This is a genomic window from Pseudomonas hormoni, from assembly GCF_018502625.1.
Taxonomy (GTDB): Bacteria; Pseudomonadota; Gammaproteobacteria; order Pseudomonadales; family Pseudomonadaceae; genus Aquipseudomonas; species Aquipseudomonas hormoni.
On sequence record NZ_CP075566.1, the window covers coordinates 3,208,564 to 3,225,592 of the forward strand.

Below are 17,029 nucleotides of genomic sequence, written 5' to 3' on the forward strand. Positions count from 1 at the left end.
ACACCCACTTTCCAAGTTTTGTGGAAGTCACCTTTGAACAAAAAAACGACTGATCGCAGCCAACTGGTGCTGCTGATTACAAACGACATCAATGTCGGTGTTCTTCCGACCGGCAGTTGGCTCAAGCAGATCGATCTCGAACACCGTTACGGCTGTACACGGCTGGACATCCGTCGCGCACTGGACCAACTGGTCCTCAAAAACCTCGTCGAACACATTCCCAATCGCGGTTATTACGTGCACACGCCCGACCTGACCCAGGTGTCGGATACCCGCGAAGTTCGCATCGCACTCGAATGTGCAGCGGTCGATCAAATGGTCGTTACCGAAGAACGTTTGCAAGCGCTGGACGTCATCGCGCAACGCTTCAGCCGCCTGGTCAACGAAGGCACGATGCAAGAGTGCTACATCGCGAATCTCGAGTTTCATCGCGGGATCTATGACATGTGCACCAACCGGGTAATGATCGAGTTCATCGAAGAAATTCGCAGCCGTCCCCCATCGTCTCCAGGTGGCACCTGGCGTACGCATCTGCGCGCCGAGCAGTCGAGCCGCGAACACTTCCAGATCCTTGACCTCCTGCGTAACGGTGACCGCGAACAACTCAAGCGACTGATCGCGGCGCACATCCGTCAAACCCCACTGGAGCCATGAGTTCAAGGCTTGATGCTGACGCCCCACAGGCGCGGCTTCTGCCCGATCCAGGCGTCGTAGCCCTCTACGTTCTGATTCAGCGCAACGATGTCCAGGCCGTTGTACATGACGATCATCGGCACTTGATCGATGAAGCGCTCATGCAGTTGATCGAAGATTGACTGACGCTTGGCGACATCACCTTCCTTCAGTGCCTGGCTCAGCAACTCGATCGCCTCAGGATCCTCCCAGACCTTGCGCGACTCTTTGTCCTTGTTACCCGTCACCTGCTCGAAACTCAGCGCCGGATCGAAGCGTGCCGAATAGGTGAAGGACATCGCCTGATAACGCCCTGCCTGGTAACGCTCAAGCTGAGTGCCCCATTCCATGACTTCAACCTGCGCGTTGATGCCGACCGCTTGAAGCATCGCCTGGGCAATAATGGCCAGGTCGTAACTGGGAACCATCGAGCGTTTGTTGGCGACGATCGTCAATGGTTGGCCGCGATAGCCTGCCTCCTGGAGTAGTTGCGCAGCCTTCTGTGGATCGTAGGTGAAGCCGCGTTGCTCGCTTGGGCCGTAGTAGTTGGAGGCCACGCTGACGATTGAATTATTGGGCACGCCGAAGCCATTGCTCGTGGTCGCGACCAGTTGCTTGACATCGATGGCGGCGGCAATGGCTTGACGGATCCGCTTGTCCTTTAGCAACGGATCCCGGGTTTGGAACATCAGCACATTCATGGTCGCGCTGGGGTCAGTCGAGACCTTGAGCGTTGGGTGGGTCTTGATTTCGGGCAGGTCGGTTTCGGTGACTTCAGCCAAGTCCAGGTCGCCCGAAAAGAGCGCCGCCTTGACCGTCGCCTGATCGGGAATAATCACAAACCGTACTTCAGGGGTCAGCGCGTTCTTGCCTCCGGTATAACCGTCGCGCGGGCCGGGCAAGGACTGATAGCCGGCGAATTTTGTCAGCGTGACGTACTGCCCGCGCTTCCACTCGCTTAACTGATAAGGGCCAGTGCCTATCGGCGCGACGAACTCACCTTGAGCGTTGACCGAGGCTTTGTTCAGTACCGCGGTGCCGCCGCAGTCGGTACGCGCCAGCGTGGCGAGGAACATACCGCTGGGTTTTTCCAGCTCCATCACCACGGTATGGTCATCCGGTGCGGTGACCTTGGTGACCTTGGTCGAGCCGCTGCCATCGAACTCCGGAAAGCAGCGCCACTGAGTCTTGGGGTCCATGTCCCGGTTCCAGCTCCATAGCACGTCGGCGGCGGTCAACGATTCGCCGTTATGGAACTTCACACCCTGGCGCAAGGCGAAGGTGTAGGTCAGACCATCAGCAGAGACATCGATCTTCTGTGCCAGCAACGGTTTGACTTCGCCCTTTTCCCCATAGGCCACCAACCCTTCGGTCATGTGCAGCACGACCGCATCGGAGCGGTCGTCACGATTGACCCCCGGGTCCAGGCTGCGAATGTCGGAGTTCATCGCCAGACGCAAGGTTTGCGCCTGGGCGATACCGCAACCGATCATGGTCATCATGCTCAGCGTCAGAGCGTTTACTAAAAAGCGATTCATAAGCGAGTCCTTGATAAAGATCAAACAGGTTCGCGCCGCCACAGGTATGACGGCCTTGAAGTCCTTCACACAGCAGCACTGCTGCGCAATTGATAACTCCCGTCGGCCAGCCGCACCAACGGATTGGCGGCAGCCAGCAGTCGATGAGTGAAGGCGTGTTGCGGGTTGTCGAACACTTGTGCGGTGGTGCCAATTTCAACCAGTCGACCTTGCTGCATGACGGCCACGCGATGGGCAATGCGTTCCACCGCCGCAAGGTCATGGGAGATGAACAGACAAGCGAAGCCGTACTGCTTTTGCAGCCGCTCGAACAACGCCAGGATTTGCTTTTGAATGGTCATGTCGAGCGCGGAAATCGGTTCGTCGGCGATGACCAGTTTGGGGTGACGAATCAGCGCCCGACCAATCGCCACGCGTTGCCGTTGACCACCTGAAAGCTGGTGGGGGAAGCGGTCGGCGAAGAGCGGGTCCAGGCCGACATCCTGCAGAATGGTGCGCACGCGCTCGGCACGTTGCTCGCGACTGAGGCCCGGCACATGGCGCAACGGTTCAGCGAGAATGTCAGAAATTCTGGCGCGCGGATCGAGGGACGATACCGGGTCCTGAAAAATCATCTGGCATTGCAATCGATGCTCAAGATTGGCGCTTTTGAGGATGTCGACGCCATCGAAAAAGATCTCGCCAGCAATCGGACTGACCAGCCCGACGACCGAACGGCCAAGGGTGGTTTTACCCGAACCGCTGCCGCCGACCAGCGCCAGCGTTTCACCCGCAGCGATTTGCAGACTGACCCCATCCACCGCGCGTTTTGCCTTGCCACGCCACAGGAAACCCTGGCGCCCCGGGTGCTCGATGGTGACGTTACGCATGTCGACCAACGGCGCGGCCAGTGATGCGCTGTCAAGGTTGCCTCGGGTGGGCAGCGCTTCGAGCAATTGCCGGGTGTAATCGGCCTTGGGGCCCAGCAGGATCTGTTCGGTCGGGCCGCTTTCGATCGCTTTGCCGTTGCGCATCACCACGACTTTGTGGGCATGGCGCACCACCAGCGACAAGTCATGACTGATGAACAGGATCGCCGTGCCCTCCTCCCGTGTCAGTTCGAGCATCAGTTCGATGACGTCAGCCTGGGCCAGGGTGTCGAGGGCCGTGGTCGGCTCGTCGGCGATCAACAGCGCCGGGCGCAACAACATGACCGAAGCCAGCATGATGCGTTGTCGCATGCCACCGGAGAACTCATGGGGAAAGGCATTCAAACAGCGTTGCGGATCATCCATGCCGATCCGGCGCAGCATCTCCAGCGACCGGGCGAGAATGGTTTTTTCATCCAGGTCGGTGTGCAGGCGCAACCCTTCCGCCATCTGCTGGCCGATCGTCATGGTCGGGTTGAGCGAGACCATCGGCTCCTGAAACACCATCCCGATCTTCGAGCCGCGAACATCACGCAACTGATCGTAAGGCAAGGTGCACAGGTCGGTATCGGCAAACTCGATTCGACCGGACGCGACGCGCATCGGCGGCGGCAACAGTCCGATGACAGCACGCGCCGCCATGGTCTTTCCGCTGCCGGACTCACCCACCAGCGCGACGATCTCGCCGGGTGCCATGTCGAAACTGAGGTGGTCAACCGCCAGCGAACCCTCGGTTCCCACCTGAATGCAAAGATTACTGACGCGAAGCAAAGGCTTTACGGTATCCATTAGCGACTCATCCGGGGGTCAAGGCGATCACGCAGGGCGTCACCGAAAAGATTGATGCCGATCAGGGCAATGGAAATCATCAGGCCAGGGAAGAAACCCAGCCACGGTGCCGTGACCAGATGCGGCCGGCTGGAGGCCAGCATGTTTCCCCACGTGGCCGCAGGCGGTGGAACGCCCAACCCGAGAAAGCTCAAGGCGCTCTCCGAGAGAATCGCCCAGCCAAACATGCTGGTGGCGAGGACAATCAACGGTGCCACGCAGTTCGGCGCGATATGCCGCCACATCGTGTACAGCTCGCCATTGCCAATGACCCTGGAGGCTTCGATGAACTCGCGCTCACGCAACGACAACACCGTGCTGCGCACCACCCGAACCACGGTGGGGATATAGGCCAGGCCCAGCGCCAGCACGATGCCGTACTGACTCGCGCCCACAATGGCGAGCAGCCCCAGCGCCAGCAACATGCCGGGGAATGCCAGCAACGCATCGTTGACCATCATCAACAGGCGGTCCGTCCAGCCACGCAGGTAACCGGCGAGCAAGCCGAACAGCGTGCCGATGCTGATGGCCAGGATCACCGTCAGCAGGCTGATCCACAGGCTGGTGCGGGCACCGATGATGATGCGGCTGAAGACATCGCGGCCGAACTCATCCGTCCCCAGAATGTGTGGCCAGGACGGCGCCATGAATCGGTTGGCCAGATCCAGCCGCAGCGGGTCATACGGTGTCCAGACGATACCGGCCACCGCGAGCAGCACCAGCACCACCAGCAGGCTGCCACCGATCAGCGCGTTGAACGGGAGCGGACGCTTGTGCCCCGAGGTCTTCGGCACAGCGGTCGGCGGCGCGGCAATTTCGCTTAAAATCTTCATGCTTTCACCCGAGGATCGAACAGCGGATACATCAAATCTACGAGCAGGTTGACCAGCACGTAGACGAACGTAATGAGCAACAGGCAGCCCTGCAGTACGGGGTAATCACGCGCATAAATGGAGTCGACCATCAGGCGCCCGATGCCGGGAATGGTGAACACCGTTTCGATGACAGCGATCCCGCCCAGCAGGTTGCCGAGGATCAGGCCGATCAGTGTCCAGGTGGGTGCAAAGGCGTTGCGCAACGTATGGCGCCAAAGCACCGCGCGCTCCGACAACCCTTTGGCTCGTGCATGAGCGATGTAGTCCAGGCGCAAGACTTCGATCGAGCTGGCCCGCTGCATCCGGATAATCACACCGCTTTCATGCAGCACCAGCGTTGTCACGGGCAAGATGATGTAGGCCAGCGCTTTGCCAAAATCAGCCGAAAACGGCACATACCCCACCACCGGCAACCAGCCCAGTTCCAGGCCAAACACATACAGCAGCAACAGGCCCATCCAGAAACCGGGGATCGACAGCAACAACGTCGCCGTCGTCACCAATCCCAAATCAACCAGCGTGTCCTGTTTCCACGCCGCCAGCATGCCCAGAGGAACCGCAATCATCGCCGCCAGCGCGACCGACGTCAGAACGATGGTCACGCTGACGCTGAACCTTTCAAGCACCAGCGGCAAAACGGCCTCATGGCTGGTGATCGAAAAGCCCAGATCCCCATGGAACACGGCCTTTAGCCAGATCAGGTACTGCGCGACCACCGGTTGATCCAGCCCAAGGGACTGCCGCATCTTGACCAGACTGGCCGGATCGGCCATGTCGCCCAGCATCAAGAGCGCCGGGTCACCGGGTATCAACCGGATCATTGCGAAGACCGCAATAGAGATCAGCAATAACGTCGGGACCGCCATGGCCAGACGCTGAATGATCAAACGAAACATGTGGGTTCCTCGATGTTGATTACAGCCCTCAATCGGGCAGGGCTCAATCGGACAGGGCTCAGGCTGGCAACAGGTCAATGCTTACCAGGTGGCATACCGCGCGTAATCGGATTCCATCTCGAGACGGTACTGCCCAAAGGTGCGGTTAATGGCCGGCAAGGAGGCAATTTCCATGAACCCACTGGCCGGGCGCATCAAAATCATTGCCACCGTAGCGGACAGATTGTCCTCGCCGCTCGAGCTCGGACGTGGTGGTCGGCAGACGGCAAATGGCTTGCCGAAATCATCGAAAAACGCGCTTTTCAGGTGTTCCAGCGTCAGGCTGCCATGAAATTGCTTGAGCAGTTTCTCGACACGAATATCGCGATAAAAGCTTTCGGGTGCACCACCGATGCCGGTGTTCTTCAGTTTGATCTGCGCCACCGCGCTGCGCCAATGGTTGGCGTGCACCAATAGATCGTCGACCTCGTACAGCGGGAACACTTCATCAGGTGCACATTCGTAATTGATGCCAAAGCCGGCGGCATGACTGAGCATCATGTTGTTCGAACCCGACTTTGGCGTCACCGCCACAGCTTTCATCGACAGGGCGAAATGATTGGCTTCCAGTGCCTTGCGGCGGATAAGCGGCAATGGCACGCCTAGCACTTGATAGTCACGATCCGATTCCAGGTTGTTGCCCGTGATCGCCGTGCCGATGGAGTTCATGCCTGCGCGGGCCAACCCACCTGCTTCGGTGAATGTCAGCACATCCGGGCCGTCGTCACGACGAATATGCAGGACCACGCCAGTCTCCGCGCACTCCATGCGCCAGTCCCAGTTCTGGCCGTGCAGCACTTCATTGTTCGCGGTGGCGCCTGGAAGGATGATGGCGCCGGTGCAGCCATCCAGTTCCGGTTTGTCCTGCATCGAACGCCGCCCCAGATGAATGATCTCGGTACGGGCATTGATCATCACAATGGCCTCGAAGTCGTGACCGGAGCCTTGCGCGATGCCCCGCATCTCTTCCAGGTACTGCGGCTCGAACGCTTCGATATTGGGAATGAATTGATTGACCAATCGCTTGATACCGGCCCAGTCATAACCCATGTCCAGCAGTTGCTGACCGTAGATTTCAATGCTGCGAGCAATGATCTGTGGGCAGGCTTTGCCGTACTGCACGCCTCGGGCAAATGGCCCTCCACTCAGTTCGATACACGGAAATAAATCACTCATGCCCTGCCCTCAAATAGTTTGAGCAAGACCTAGAGCAAGGATCAGACCAATTTCACAAAAACCCAATCAATATTGGCGCCAATTGTGTTTCCAATAACCCAACAGCTTAAAAACGCACGGTTTTCGCTCGCTACGGCGGGTAGTAAATTCACAAACGTGTCAAAAAGTGGCATTCGTGATTGGGCTGAGGACCGGGATCAGTAACGGGCATTCGCGTGGTGGCCAATGGAAGCGTTTGGATGAGTGGCGATTCACGCTTACCATGCTTCCAACTCGCATTACCGCGGGGCCCGTAACGCGGCAATGACAAAGCGGTTGGTCCGCTGAAATTCAAGCCGGAAAAGAAATGGAAGCTGATGTACACCCGTGCCGAGTAGAAAAACATGAATCGTCAGAAAAAAATAAAGCAGTTGTTAAAGGCTCACGCCAAAAAGGCCAGTGCCAAATTGGCACCGCAAAACAAGGCTAAATACGTGAGTAAAGCCGACCGATTGAAACTGGCCGCTGAAGCCAATCCAGACCCAATCATTTCCCCTGAGAGCTAATCTATTGTTTTAAGCACCCGTTGCTGAAGGTCAGCTTCGGGTCGCAAACGGCCTCTCACGAAGGATGTCGGCCAATCGCGCCCTGCGGCAGGGGCTGGAGGAGGCGTTTTGAAACCATTCCCGCTCAGACCTGGCGCCTCACTGGACATGTTTCTTCAAGCGTGTCTGCCACGCCGTGACGCTGTTCCGCAAACCTTGACGGAAAAAGCGGTCATCCCAGGCATTCCCGATGCTCGCTAAAGGCTGGACCACGACCTGACGCCTTTCATTGAGGATGCGGTTCAGTCCAACAAACGTGAGAGCGAGATGCTCGCCAAGGCCGGGAAGCCGAACAATATCCTTCCGCTGGCCAATATGCTGGCGGTTTCCGGCGGCGGCGATGCGGGCGCATTCGCAGCGGGGCTGATTGCGGGGTGGACGACACATGGGACCCGCCCCCAGTTCAAGGTCGTCACAGGCATTAGCGCCGGAGCCCTGGTCGCCCCGTTCGCTTACTTGGGGTCTGAGTACGACGGCGTGATTCGTTACGTTTCCAACGCAATCGGTCCAAAAGACATTTTTCATTCGCGAAACGTGTTAACCCGTTTTGCCAGCGACGGTATAGCGGACAGCAAGCCACTGTCGCGGCTCATTACAAAGTACGTCACCACGGAGATTCTTGCGGCGATCGCCTCAGAATACGCCAAAGGACGAATTCTGCTGATCGGCACCACTGACCTTGATTCGGGGCGACCCGTCACCTGGAACATGGGCGCCATTGCCTCCAGCCAGGCACCAGGAGCGCTCGACCTCTTTCGCAACATCATGCTCGCGTCCATGAGTATTCCCGGTGCAGTCTCCCCCGTCATGATCGATGTGGACGTGGACGGCAAACAGTTTCAGGAAATGCACGTGGACGGAGGGGTCATCACTCAAGTGTTTCTTTACCCACCCAGCACCGTGATGGCGTTGAGCAAATCCACCGGAGCTCCTTTGCGACTCGACCGTCATTTCTACGTTATTCGTAATGGGACACTGGAGCCGCAGTGGTCCGGGACCAAGCGGCGTACATTGAGCATCGGCGGTCGAGCCATCAGTGCCTTGATTCAAACTCAGGGGATCAGCGACCTGGAGCGTATTTACCGGATGGCGCAACAGGATGGAGCGGATTTCAATCTTGCGTACATTGGCTCCGACTTTAACTTTGCGCACAATCGCAAATTCGATAGCGAGTACATGAAGCGTTTATTCGATTACGCCTTCCAACTCAGCGCGAAGGGCTATCCGTGGCATAAATCGCCGTACCCGGAAAACACCAAACGATGAAACAACCGCTGAAAGATCGAGGCAATGCGTTGCCGCTCTCGGCAAGCGTGTGCCACCGACTCACCTCAGCGACTCGCCAACGCCCTGAAAAACAAGGTATTCAACGAATGGCCTGACTTTTGCTCTGCTACTCGGTTACCAACCAAGGAGCGTCAAAATGATCGGAAGCAACTTACCTCCGCTGCCCTACGTAGAGGGACTCAGAAAATCTTTGGAGAGTGGCAAGGTGACCGCCGGCAGGATCGAGGTCGCCAATGCGACAGCGGAAGTCCAGGCACAGATCGATAAAGGTTTTCGCGAGACAGAACGCGATCTGGAACAGCTGAAAGCCCGCTTTAAATCTGATCCAGACTCGGCAACGTACGACGCGAAAGGCAACTCTGTCGAACTGCCCGATGTGCAGTCCCTCAGCAAAAGCCCCGCTTCGCCTGTTCCGGAAGACCTCCAGCCGCTGATCGAGATCGGAAGCCCTGACGAGAAAACCATCAACGCTGACAATGGCGCCTTATCGATTACCAGCGCTGCGGTCTATCAGGAGTGGCTGCTGGCTCGTGGGAGCGTTGATGTATCGGTGTAGGCAAATTGTGCGAAGCAAGCCTGTCGATTGCCCATAAGACATTTATCGATCGGCCGGTGAGAAGCGGATGTTCAGTTTTCTCACTAACCGCGAAAAGAGTTAACGATGAAAGTTCTGCGCGGCGGTTCGAACGTGGGCTTTAATGTTCATGCTTACATGCAGCCACATTAGCTTCGACTCCCTACGAAGATGGATGCGCCTAACGGCGGGTTCAGGTTGCCATGTACTTGTCTAATCAAGGAAGAACGACATTGAAAATAGCTTTCTGCGCCCTGTTGTTGACTGGGCTGACTACTATCGCACTCGCTGACGAGAACCCTGTCGGCTTCCACTCTTCCACACTGGTGGACTCGCACAATGACCGCTCACTGGAGATGGTCGTCTGGTACCCCAGCGCAACTACCGCCGCCACGCAATTGATCGGCGATGATGTGGTGTTCGTCGGGGCTTCTGCCGTTCGTGACGCGCCGCCCGCTGCTGGCAAGCATCCATTGTTGGTGCTCTCCCACGGGTACCGAGGTAACTGGAGCAACCAGATCTGGCTTGCCAGTGCGCTGGCTCATAGGGGTTACATCGTCGCCGCAATCAATCACCCTGGCACCACCACTCATGACCGTAGCCCTCAAGCAGCGGCGCAGTTATGGCAGCGGCCCGTTGATGTGCGCCGAGCCATTGATAGCGTCACGACTCAACCTGAAAAATTCGGCGTGGTCGCCAATGATCGAATTGCAGTAGCGGGCCATTCACTCGGCGGCTGGACCGCCCTGGAGATCGCCGGTGCTCGTTCCGATGCAGACCGTTTCGCCCAGGAATGCAAAGCCCACCCGCAGTTAGCCAGTTGCACCGTCTATGGAAAGATAGACCCTGCAAGCACCTCAGACTCAAAGGCTGCGTTGGCCGCCGATTGGCGCGATAAACGCGTCACTGCTGTGGTGACACTGGACTTGGGCCTTTCACGGGGCCTGACCGATGAAAGCCTGGCCGCGCTGCCGGTACCCACGCTGGTGATCGCTGCCGGCGTACCGTCGCACGACCTTCCGGCTGAGTTGGAGTCTGCCAACCTGGCCAAACGCCTGCCTCCGGCGTCAAGCCGTTACGTCGAAATCAGCGACGCGAGTCATTTCAGCTTCTTGTCGGTGTGCAAACCTGGCGCGGAGGTACTGCTCGAAGAAGACGTACCAGGCGATGGCATCATTTGCCGGGATGGCGACAACGGCCGCCCGCGTGAGGTGATTCAACGGCAGATCACATCGCTGATAGAAGAGTTTCTTCAGTCATCTATCTACAAAGTAGGCAGTTTGTAAACTCGTGGTACGAGAACTGCGGCAGAAACGCAATACATCGGCAACGGCTAAGCTTTTTTGAATGAACCTCGACTTTCAAGGTGATCTCCATGAGCGCCGCGCCCCTGTCTGAACTCGATGCCGCTCTTCCCGGTTTGGCTCGCAAGATCCGCGTACTGGATGCCCTGGCTTGGCCTGATGGCGTCGAGGAAGTCTTCCTGGCACATTGGCGTGGCGGGAAAGCAGAGTTGCCCAGAGTCGAGCTGCGCCCGCGCGACCACAGCGCTGACGTCGCCGCTCTGGAAGCCTTTATTGGCCGTTGCGATGAGGGGCATCCGGCCGGGAACTACCTCGCCATGACTGCACGCAGCTATGCCACGGCCGGACGTATGCTTGGAGCCATTGGCACCCCCGCCTTTACTCAGTATTCGTCCGCGCTGTACCGGCGCCCGGACTTCTACTACCCGAGCCAAAAGCTGAGCATGCTGGATGCGGCACAATTTTTCCTCAAGACCACCGACGCCCTGCTGGGCGGTGCCCGGATTCCACCGAGCCCGGCAGAGATACCGGCCGAGGCGTTCGCCGCCTGGATGCAGCCGGAACTGGACCGTTTCTTCGGACCGGGCCGGATCACGGTGGTACTCGACCCGACCCTGGCCTCTAAGGCCATTGCCGGGGCGAGCCGCATCCGCCTGCGTGCCAGCGCCTTGTTCTCGGAACTGGACAAGAATCAGCTATTGCAGCACGAGGCCTTCGTGCATGTCGCCACGGCACAAAACGGCGCACTCCAACCCAACCTGAAAAGCCTGGGCCTGGGGGCGCCACGCACGACCCAGACTCAGGAAGGCATCGCCACCTTGGCCGAGCTGTTCACTGGCAGCATGGACATCAACCGTTTGCGCCGCCTTGCCCTGCGCGTGCTCGCGGTCCAGCAGGCGCTGGATGGCGCCGATTTCATCCAGGTGTTCGAAGGTTTTCTCGCCGCCGGTCAATCGCAAGAGGAGTCATTCCGCTCGACCCAGCGGGTTTTCCGCGGCGCCGACCTGCGCGGCGGTTCGGCGTTCACCAAGGATGCCGCCTACCTGACCGGTTTGCTCGGCGTTCATACCCTGCTGCGCATCGCGATCCGCGACAACCGACCAGAACTGGTGGGCCATCTGTTCGCAGGGCGCCTCAGCCTGGGTGATACCGTACGCCTGGCGCCGCTCTTTGAGTCCGGCTGGCTCCAAGGGCCGGTCCACCTCCCGGCCTGGGCCTCCGATCTGCGTCTGCTCGCCGCCAACCTGGCCTTCTCCGCTTTTATCGCCAGGATCAAGCTGGACGTACTCGATCTGGAGGTGCTCATGGCGTTCGCCGACGAGCATGAAGCCGATGCCAGCGCCTAGCCTGAATCTGGAGCGGGGTACCGACTTCACCGCGCAGCCGTCGCTGTCCGGTAAGGAGCGGACATACGCAAACAACAGGAAAACGGTCCCCTGAGACTATTGACGTCGGCTGGGGACCTTACAGAGTGCGTTTTGGATGTGACGGGAAGTGCGGCAGAACGTACTCGCCGAGTTCGTCGAGAATTTCGCCATAGGGTTGACGGCTGACCTTGGGATTGAGCGCGATATGCGAGACACCGGCAGATTGCGCTTGCTCAAGGTAAATGCGCAGGCCGTTGCGCCCCGCCCGGAAGCCACCCTGGATGCGCTGGAATGGCTGGTCCGGGTTGTCGCTGAGATCGAAATAGCCCCCCAGCCCCAACGGTTTGAAGGCGTCGCGATTCTCTGCCTCACGCACGGTGGCGTGCCAGCTCTCGCCCAACGATGCCAGCCGCTCTGGACTTTGAACACCGGCAAGATAGCCATCAAGGTGCTGAGCCAACCATTCAATGCTCTGTTGCGCCTGGCCGACAGCAATTGAGGGGACGCGGCCATACGGCGCTTTTGGCACCAGATCCAGGCTTCCGGGTGACCCACCGAATCGCTCGGAGCGGAAACGAGGAAAGCTCTGCTCGATCAGGGTTCGAAACACCGAAAAGGCATCTCGGTAGCGATCGCCACGGGATTCATAATCGATACCCAACATCGGGTAATCGCTGAATCGATCGCCCGAGGAAAGTCCCAACACCAGGCGACCTTCACTGAGTTGATCGAGGGACGTCGCTTGCTTGGCCAGATACATGGGGTCCCGGGTAGGCAACACAATACCCGTGGTACCCAGGACGATGCTGCGGGTGGCAGCGGCCAGGTACCCAATGTAGACCAGTGGTTCAAAGATCTGCGCCACATCACCATAATCCGGGTCGTAGAACGGGATGTCGCGCATCCATAAGGCACCAAAACCAAGTGCTTCGGCGCGCTGCGCCATCTCCAGGTGGCCACGCATGGTCGGGGCCGGTCGGCCCGCGTGGGTTTCGAGTGGCAAGATCAGGCCAATCGTGAGCGCCTCTGGCTGAAACAAGCGTTGAAACCCGGGGTGACGTTCAAGCGAAGGATGGGCGGTCGGTAAGGTGACAGGTTGCGCCTGCGGCGTGAGGTGTGTGGCGATAGTCATGATGGCAGTCCCGTGAGTGACGATGACTGACATGTTTATTGAATCCTCGGGCTGGATAAACAGCTGCTCGCGCCCATTACACGGTCCATTGAGTCCCCAATGTCGTTATGTTTCCCAAGGCACTCCCGTTTCCCAACGCTCAATCAACAGATCAATAAACCTTCGAACGCGGGGGGACAGGTGACGCTTGCTTGTGTAGACGACTCTGATGGGGTCGGGAGGTGCGCGGTAGGGTTTCAGTACTTCCACTAACTTGCCTTCGCGCAGGTCGTTACCCGTAATGTAGGTCGGCAGGTGAATCAGGCCGATGCCTGCCAGCGCCGCTTCACGCATGGCTTCTGAACTGTCGATGTTCAGCCGCCCGGGCTGTTCGAATAAATGAAGGCCGGCAGGTGTCTGGTAACGCCATGCGATAGGCCGCTCGCCACTGAATAAAGCGATGGTGTCATGTCCGACAAGTTCAGCCGGCGTTTGCGGTACACCGCTACGGGCCAGATAAGTAGGCGATGCACACGTTGCGAACTGCTGCCAACCCACGGTACGGGTCAATAATTGTGAGTCATCTTTTGGCGTACCGATTCGTATGGCGATGTCGACGCCCTCTTCGACCAGATCAACAAAGCGATCGGTAAACCAGACATCCGCCCGTAATTCAGGCCATTGTTTCAGATAAGCATCCAGAATCGGCAGAATGTGGCGCTGACCAAAGGACAGTGGTGCAGTGAGTTTAAAAGTGCCGGTTGGTCGCCCACGGCGCAAGGCCATGGTCGCTTCCACTTCGTCCAGATCTTCGAGGATCTGGCGCCAGCGCTCATAGGCAACCTGCCCCTCGTCAGTCAGACTCAGTTTGCGTGTCGTGCGATTGAGAAGACGTGCGCCCATTCGGCTTTCCAGGCGAACTATACTTTTTCCCACTGCCGATCGGGTCAGACCGAGTGTGGCCGCCGCTGCGGTAAAGCTTCCAGCCTTCACGGCGCAGACAAATGCAGCGATGTCACCAAATCGGTTGGCTTCCATGGGTAGCTTTACTCCAGGACCTGCACAGGTTGTATGCGGGGCATGAGCCCCAGAGTCTAGACTTTGCCGTTAACGCGGGGGGGCGAAAATTATCGCCTGTCCAGCAGGCCATGTCACAAAAACGCAAGCGCCTGGAAGTTGCTCTTGAGTGTGTTGCCTTGCATTACCTTGCGCCCCTGTTCATTTATCAATAGGACTGACCATGATCCTCAAGCGCGTAGGCTCGCAGCCATCGATAAAAGGCCCTGAACAATTCTTCACCGGCACCGTGCGCATGGCCCCCCTTAACTCCCCACCGGAACCGGCCTTGCGGATCACTCGCAAGCCACGCTCAATGAAGTCGCAAGGCAGCTAAATAGCCGCCCTAGGAAAACACTAGACTACGAAACACCCGCTGAACGATTTAGCCAATCTGTTGCGTCGACCGGTTGAATCCACAGCCAATAGCGGTCATTGGAATGCAAGTCTAAGAACAGCTTGTAGTCGTTATCACGGAATCCAAGCTCACTGCCTTGTCTTCACTGTGATGAACATTTTGATGCGGTCGTGAATTTCTTGGAGGGCATGGCGGAAAGGCTCATGTTTCTCACTGGTTGTCGGGTCTTCAAAACTCCACACGATCACCTCACCGGAGGACGGCATCTGTGAAGCTTCTTCGGAAGACTTATCACACAGTGTGATCACGTAATGAAACTCCTGCCCTTCAAATTCATTGATCGATTTGCTACGCAGGCCGTTGGTCTCTATGCCGATGTGTTCGAGAGACTCCAGGGTTCGAGGATCAACTTCGCCGGGTTCAAGGCCAGCACTGAAAGCTTCGAAGTTTGATGAGTCAGTGTGGCGAAGCAGCGCTTCGGCCAGCAAGGAGCGGACATCGTTTTTGGCGCAGACAAACAGGACCCGCATTTTGTCAGCCATTCCTTTCTCCCTTCTATTCTAAAAGTGATCTGAGAAAACGACATTGTTCAGTTAAGCAGAGTTAATTGATCGACTGATTTCACGTCGATGGATTGTACTGTTTCCAAATCTTTCAGTGCCCGCATCACTCATGGGCACTATGGTAGTCAGGTCAGGTCAGATCGAGCAGTGCTGATTCAGTCTGCATCCTCCAGAACGTGCAAAAGATCAACAAACTGGCCTGTCAGCTTGTGATGCCGGTCGAGGTGAATCAAGGGTAGGCACCGCTCATGAGACTCACGCATCTTGACCGAGCTGCCGAGATACACCGGGAGAATCGGCAGCCCCTCTGCGATGAGTTCCTCGACCAGATTGCGGTGAAAGCCAGTGGTGCTGACGTAGTGATTGATGACAATTCCTTCAACGACCAGCGATTCATTATGGTCAGCCTGAAGTTCTGCGACCTGTGCCAGCACCTGGTACAACGCATGGCGAGCGAAGGTATCGCAATCAAAAGGAATCAAAACCGCGTCGGCGGCAATTAGTGCGCTAAATGCAAAGAAGTTCATCGCCGGCGGCGTATCGATGTAAATCCGGTCGTAATCCTGGGAAATATCGTCCAACAGCCGGCGCAGCTTGTTTATCTTGAACTTCGCTTCCAGCTTGGGCTGCAAATCCGCAAGCTCGCCGCTGGCAGTGATGAGGTGAAGATTGTCGTAGGGTGTCTCAACAATCTGAGCGCGGCTTTTTTTGGCTGCCGGCCCCGAAGACAGTGTTTGCTTGAAAAAGTCCGCAATACCCACCGGGATGTCATCCCCGGTCAGGCCGGTGAGGTAATACGTGGAGTTGGCCTGGGCGTCCAGGTCGACAACGAGCGTCCGGTAGCCTTCCATCGCGCTTGCAGCAGCCAGGTTGCACACAATACTCGACTTGCCTACCCCACCTTTTTGATTGAAAACAACACGACGCATCAACACCATTCCTGCGGCAAAAGATTCCAGTCTATCGACTTTCTGCGAATCCACAGCGGCAACTTGATGAATTTTATATTGCAGTGCCCGTGCGCAATGGCTGCAACGAACAGTAGCTCTGCTACGCTCTGCGAACCCACTCACAAGCGAGGACGATGATGTCTTTTGTCGATGATTTTGTGGCTCAGATCATTTCCCTGGAAGTCTCCCTCTATCACTCGCGCGCTCGGCTGCAAGCCAACAGTGACAGCGAAGCCCTGCATGATCTGAGGATTGCAGTGCGGAAAATACGCAGCCTTTTGCGACCGCTGCGCAACATGTCGGAGGTTATCGAATTGAATCAAGCTGCCGCTGAGGTCGGCAGAGCGACGACTCCCACGAGGGATCTGGAGGTCATCGTTGATGAACTTCGAAAAATGGGGTATTCGCACCAGGCGATGAGTCGAAGCGCCGCCCTGACAGAGCAATATCGGAAGATCGTTGCAAGCTCAGCGCTCGACAAACTATATGCCGAACTGGATCGATGGCCAGAGATGTTCAGGACAGCCGAGCGAGCCGGCGAGCTGGTTGATGTAAAAAGACAGATTGAGAAAGCCCTGAAGAAAAGAATCACTCAACTGATCGCCGGACTTCGGGACAAACATTTTGATCGGCACGAGCTGAGGATCATCGTGAAAAACGCGAGATACCTCTCAGAGGCGTTTCCAACACTTTCACCGCTCAAGGCAAAATCCAGGGCTCAATTGAAGTCGGTACAAGCGTCGCTCGGCTCATGGCACGATCATCATCAATGGTGCCTGCGGGCCGAGGCGGAACCTGATTTGCTCGAAATCGCCCCCTACTGGGAAGTCGCGTCAGAACAGGCGCTGGCTGATGCCGAGCTGAAATTGGCGTCGCTGCTTGATCACCTAGAGAAAGACCTGGCGAAGTCTAAAGACTGACATCAAATCGCCTCAAAAGCCCC

The 17,029-nt window shown here is 57.4% G+C and carries 15 protein-coding genes and 2 pseudogenes; 8 read left to right on the forward strand and 9 right to left on the reverse strand.

Features of this window, described 5'->3' with window-relative positions:
* The first annotated feature begins 33 nt into the window (after positions 1-33).
* Positions 34-654, forward strand: a complete 621-nt coding sequence (locus tag KJF94_RS14880; RefSeq protein WP_250548288.1) for a GntR family transcriptional regulator — start codon at positions 34-36, stop codon at positions 652-654.
* Between the two features lie 2 nt (positions 655-656).
* On the opposite strand, the gene KJF94_RS14885 is transcribed toward KJF94_RS14880, so the two are convergent.
* The 5 genes from KJF94_RS14885 to KJF94_RS14905 all read right to left on the reverse strand — a co-directional run bounded on the left by KJF94_RS14885 (position 657) and on the right by KJF94_RS14905 (position 6,932).
* A complete protein-coding gene (locus KJF94_RS14885; RefSeq protein WP_214384616.1) occupies positions 657-2,210 on the reverse strand; it encodes an ABC transporter substrate-binding protein in 1,554 nt (517 codons plus the stop codon).
* 65 nt (positions 2,211-2,275) lie between these two features.
* A complete protein-coding gene (locus tag KJF94_RS14890; protein WP_214384618.1) occupies positions 2,276-3,907 on the reverse strand; it encodes a dipeptide ABC transporter ATP-binding protein in 1,632 nt (543 codons plus the stop codon).
* Positions 3,907-4,779, reverse strand: a complete 873-nt coding sequence (locus KJF94_RS14895; protein WP_214384620.1) for an ABC transporter permease — start codon at positions 4,777-4,779, stop codon at positions 3,907-3,909. The genes KJF94_RS14890 and KJF94_RS14895 overlap by 1 nt, the downstream gene beginning before the upstream one ends.
* On the reverse strand, positions 4,776-5,717 hold the full coding sequence (locus KJF94_RS14900) for an ABC transporter permease (RefSeq protein ID WP_214384622.1): 942 nt from the start codon (positions 5,715-5,717) through the stop codon (positions 4,776-4,778). The genes KJF94_RS14895 and KJF94_RS14900 overlap by 4 nt, the downstream gene beginning before the upstream one ends.
* Before the next feature lie 81 nt (positions 5,718-5,798).
* Positions 5,799-6,932, reverse strand: a complete 1,134-nt coding sequence (locus KJF94_RS14905) for a C45 family autoproteolytic acyltransferase/hydrolase (RefSeq protein WP_214384624.1) — start codon at positions 6,930-6,932, stop codon at positions 5,799-5,801.
* A 383-nt stretch (positions 6,933-7,315) separates the two neighbouring features.
* On the opposite strand from KJF94_RS14905, the gene KJF94_RS14910 reads away from it, so the two are divergent.
* The 5 genes and pseudogenes from KJF94_RS14910 (at position 7,316) to KJF94_RS14930 (ending at position 12,027) form a co-directional block, all read left to right on the forward strand.
* Positions 7,316-7,477 (forward strand): DUF2986 domain-containing protein, encoded by a 162-nt coding sequence (locus tag KJF94_RS14910; protein WP_214384626.1) that lies wholly within the window; start codon positions 7,316-7,318, stop codon positions 7,475-7,477.
* Between the two features lie 108 nt (positions 7,478-7,585).
* Positions 7,586-8,782: pseudogene (locus KJF94_RS14915) on the forward strand (patatin-like phospholipase family protein).
* Between the two features lie 157 nt (positions 8,783-8,939).
* A complete protein-coding gene (locus KJF94_RS14920; protein WP_214384628.1) occupies positions 8,940-9,359 on the forward strand; it encodes a hypothetical protein in 420 nt (139 codons plus the stop codon).
* 251 nt (positions 9,360-9,610) lie between these two features.
* Positions 9,611-10,663: an alpha/beta hydrolase family protein gene (locus KJF94_RS14925; RefSeq protein ID WP_214384875.1), complete on the forward strand. Its 1,053-nt coding sequence runs from the start codon at positions 9,611-9,613 to the stop codon at positions 10,661-10,663.
* 89 nt (positions 10,664-10,752) lie between these two features.
* Positions 10,753-12,027 (forward strand): peptidase MATCAP family protein, encoded by a 1,275-nt coding sequence (locus tag KJF94_RS14930; RefSeq protein ID WP_214384630.1) that lies wholly within the window; start codon positions 10,753-10,755, stop codon positions 12,025-12,027.
* Between the two features lie 118 nt (positions 12,028-12,145).
* Here the strand turns inward: KJF94_RS14930 and KJF94_RS14935 are convergent, their stop codons facing one another.
* The gene (locus KJF94_RS14935) at positions 12,146-13,180 is read right to left on the reverse strand and encodes an LLM class oxidoreductase (protein ID WP_250548289.1); all 1,035 of its coding nucleotides are present in this window, start codon (positions 13,178-13,180) and stop codon (positions 12,146-12,148) included.
* A gap of 105 nt (positions 13,181-13,285) precedes the next feature.
* Positions 13,286-14,197 (reverse strand): LysR family transcriptional regulator, encoded by a 912-nt coding sequence (locus KJF94_RS14940; protein WP_214384634.1) that lies wholly within the window; start codon positions 14,195-14,197, stop codon positions 13,286-13,288.
* 312 nt (positions 14,198-14,509) lie between these two features.
* Here KJF94_RS14940 and KJF94_RS14945 point away from each other — a divergent pair.
* A pseudogene (locus tag KJF94_RS14945) lies at positions 14,510-14,629 on the forward strand (IS30 family transposase); the annotation flags it as partial.
* A 72-nt stretch (positions 14,630-14,701) separates the two neighbouring features.
* On the opposite strand, the gene KJF94_RS14950 reads toward KJF94_RS14945, so the two are convergent.
* Entirely contained in the window at positions 14,702-15,115 is a 414-nt protein-coding gene (locus tag KJF94_RS14950) for an arsenate reductase ArsC (RefSeq protein ID WP_214384636.1), read from the reverse strand.
* Positions 15,116-15,291: 176 nt separating this feature from the next.
* A complete protein-coding gene (locus KJF94_RS14955) occupies positions 15,292-16,065 on the reverse strand; it encodes a ParA family protein (protein WP_214384638.1) in 774 nt (257 codons plus the stop codon).
* A 155-nt stretch (positions 16,066-16,220) separates the two neighbouring features.
* Between KJF94_RS14955 and KJF94_RS14960 the strand changes: the two genes are divergently transcribed.
* Entirely contained in the window at positions 16,221-17,006 is a 786-nt protein-coding gene (locus tag KJF94_RS14960) for a CHAD domain-containing protein (protein ID WP_250548290.1), read from the forward strand.
* The last annotated feature ends 23 nt before the right edge of the window (positions 17,007-17,029 follow it).

Bases quoted from the DNA above. Each gene is read 5' to 3' on its own strand.
- KJF94_RS14885 (WP_214384616.1), bottom strand. From the start codon at position 2,210: ATGAATCGCTTTTTAGTAAACGCTCTGACGCTGAGCATGATGACCATG.
- KJF94_RS14900 (WP_214384622.1), bottom strand. From the start codon at position 5,717: ATGTTTCGTTTGATCATTCAGCGTCTGGCCATGGCGGTCCCGACGTTA.
- KJF94_RS14955 (WP_214384638.1), bottom strand. From the start codon at position 16,065: ATGCGTCGTGTTGTTTTCAATCAAAAAGGTGGGGTAGGCAAGTCGAGT.
- KJF94_RS14935 (WP_250548289.1), bottom strand. From the start codon at position 13,180: ATGACTATCGCCACACACCTCACGCCGCAGGCGCAACCTGTCACCTTA.
- KJF94_RS14895 (WP_214384620.1), bottom strand. From the start codon at position 4,779: ATGAAGATTTTAAGCGAAATTGCCGCGCCGCCGACCGCTGTGCCGAAG.
- KJF94_RS14950 (WP_214384636.1), bottom strand. From the start codon at position 15,115: ATGGCTGACAAAATGCGGGTCCTGTTTGTCTGCGCCAAAAACGATGTC.
- KJF94_RS14940 (WP_214384634.1), bottom strand. From the start codon at position 14,197: ATGGAAGCCAACCGATTTGGTGACATCGCTGCATTTGTCTGCGCCGTG.
- KJF94_RS14890 (WP_214384618.1), bottom strand. From the start codon at position 3,907: ATGGATACCGTAAAGCCTTTGCTTCGCGTCAGTAATCTTTGCATTCAG.
- KJF94_RS14910 (WP_214384626.1), top strand. From the start codon at position 7,316: ATGAATCGTCAGAAAAAAATAAAGCAGTTGTTAAAGGCTCACGCCAAA.
- KJF94_RS14920 (WP_214384628.1), top strand. From the start codon at position 8,940: ATGATCGGAAGCAACTTACCTCCGCTGCCCTACGTAGAGGGACTCAGA.
- KJF94_RS14930 (WP_214384630.1), top strand. From the start codon at position 10,753: ATGAGCGCCGCGCCCCTGTCTGAACTCGATGCCGCTCTTCCCGGTTTG.
- KJF94_RS14960 (WP_250548290.1), top strand. From the start codon at position 16,221: ATGATGTCTTTTGTCGATGATTTTGTGGCTCAGATCATTTCCCTGGAA.
- KJF94_RS14905 (WP_214384624.1), bottom strand. From the start codon at position 6,932: ATGAGTGATTTATTTCCGTGTATCGAACTGAGTGGAGGGCCATTTGCC.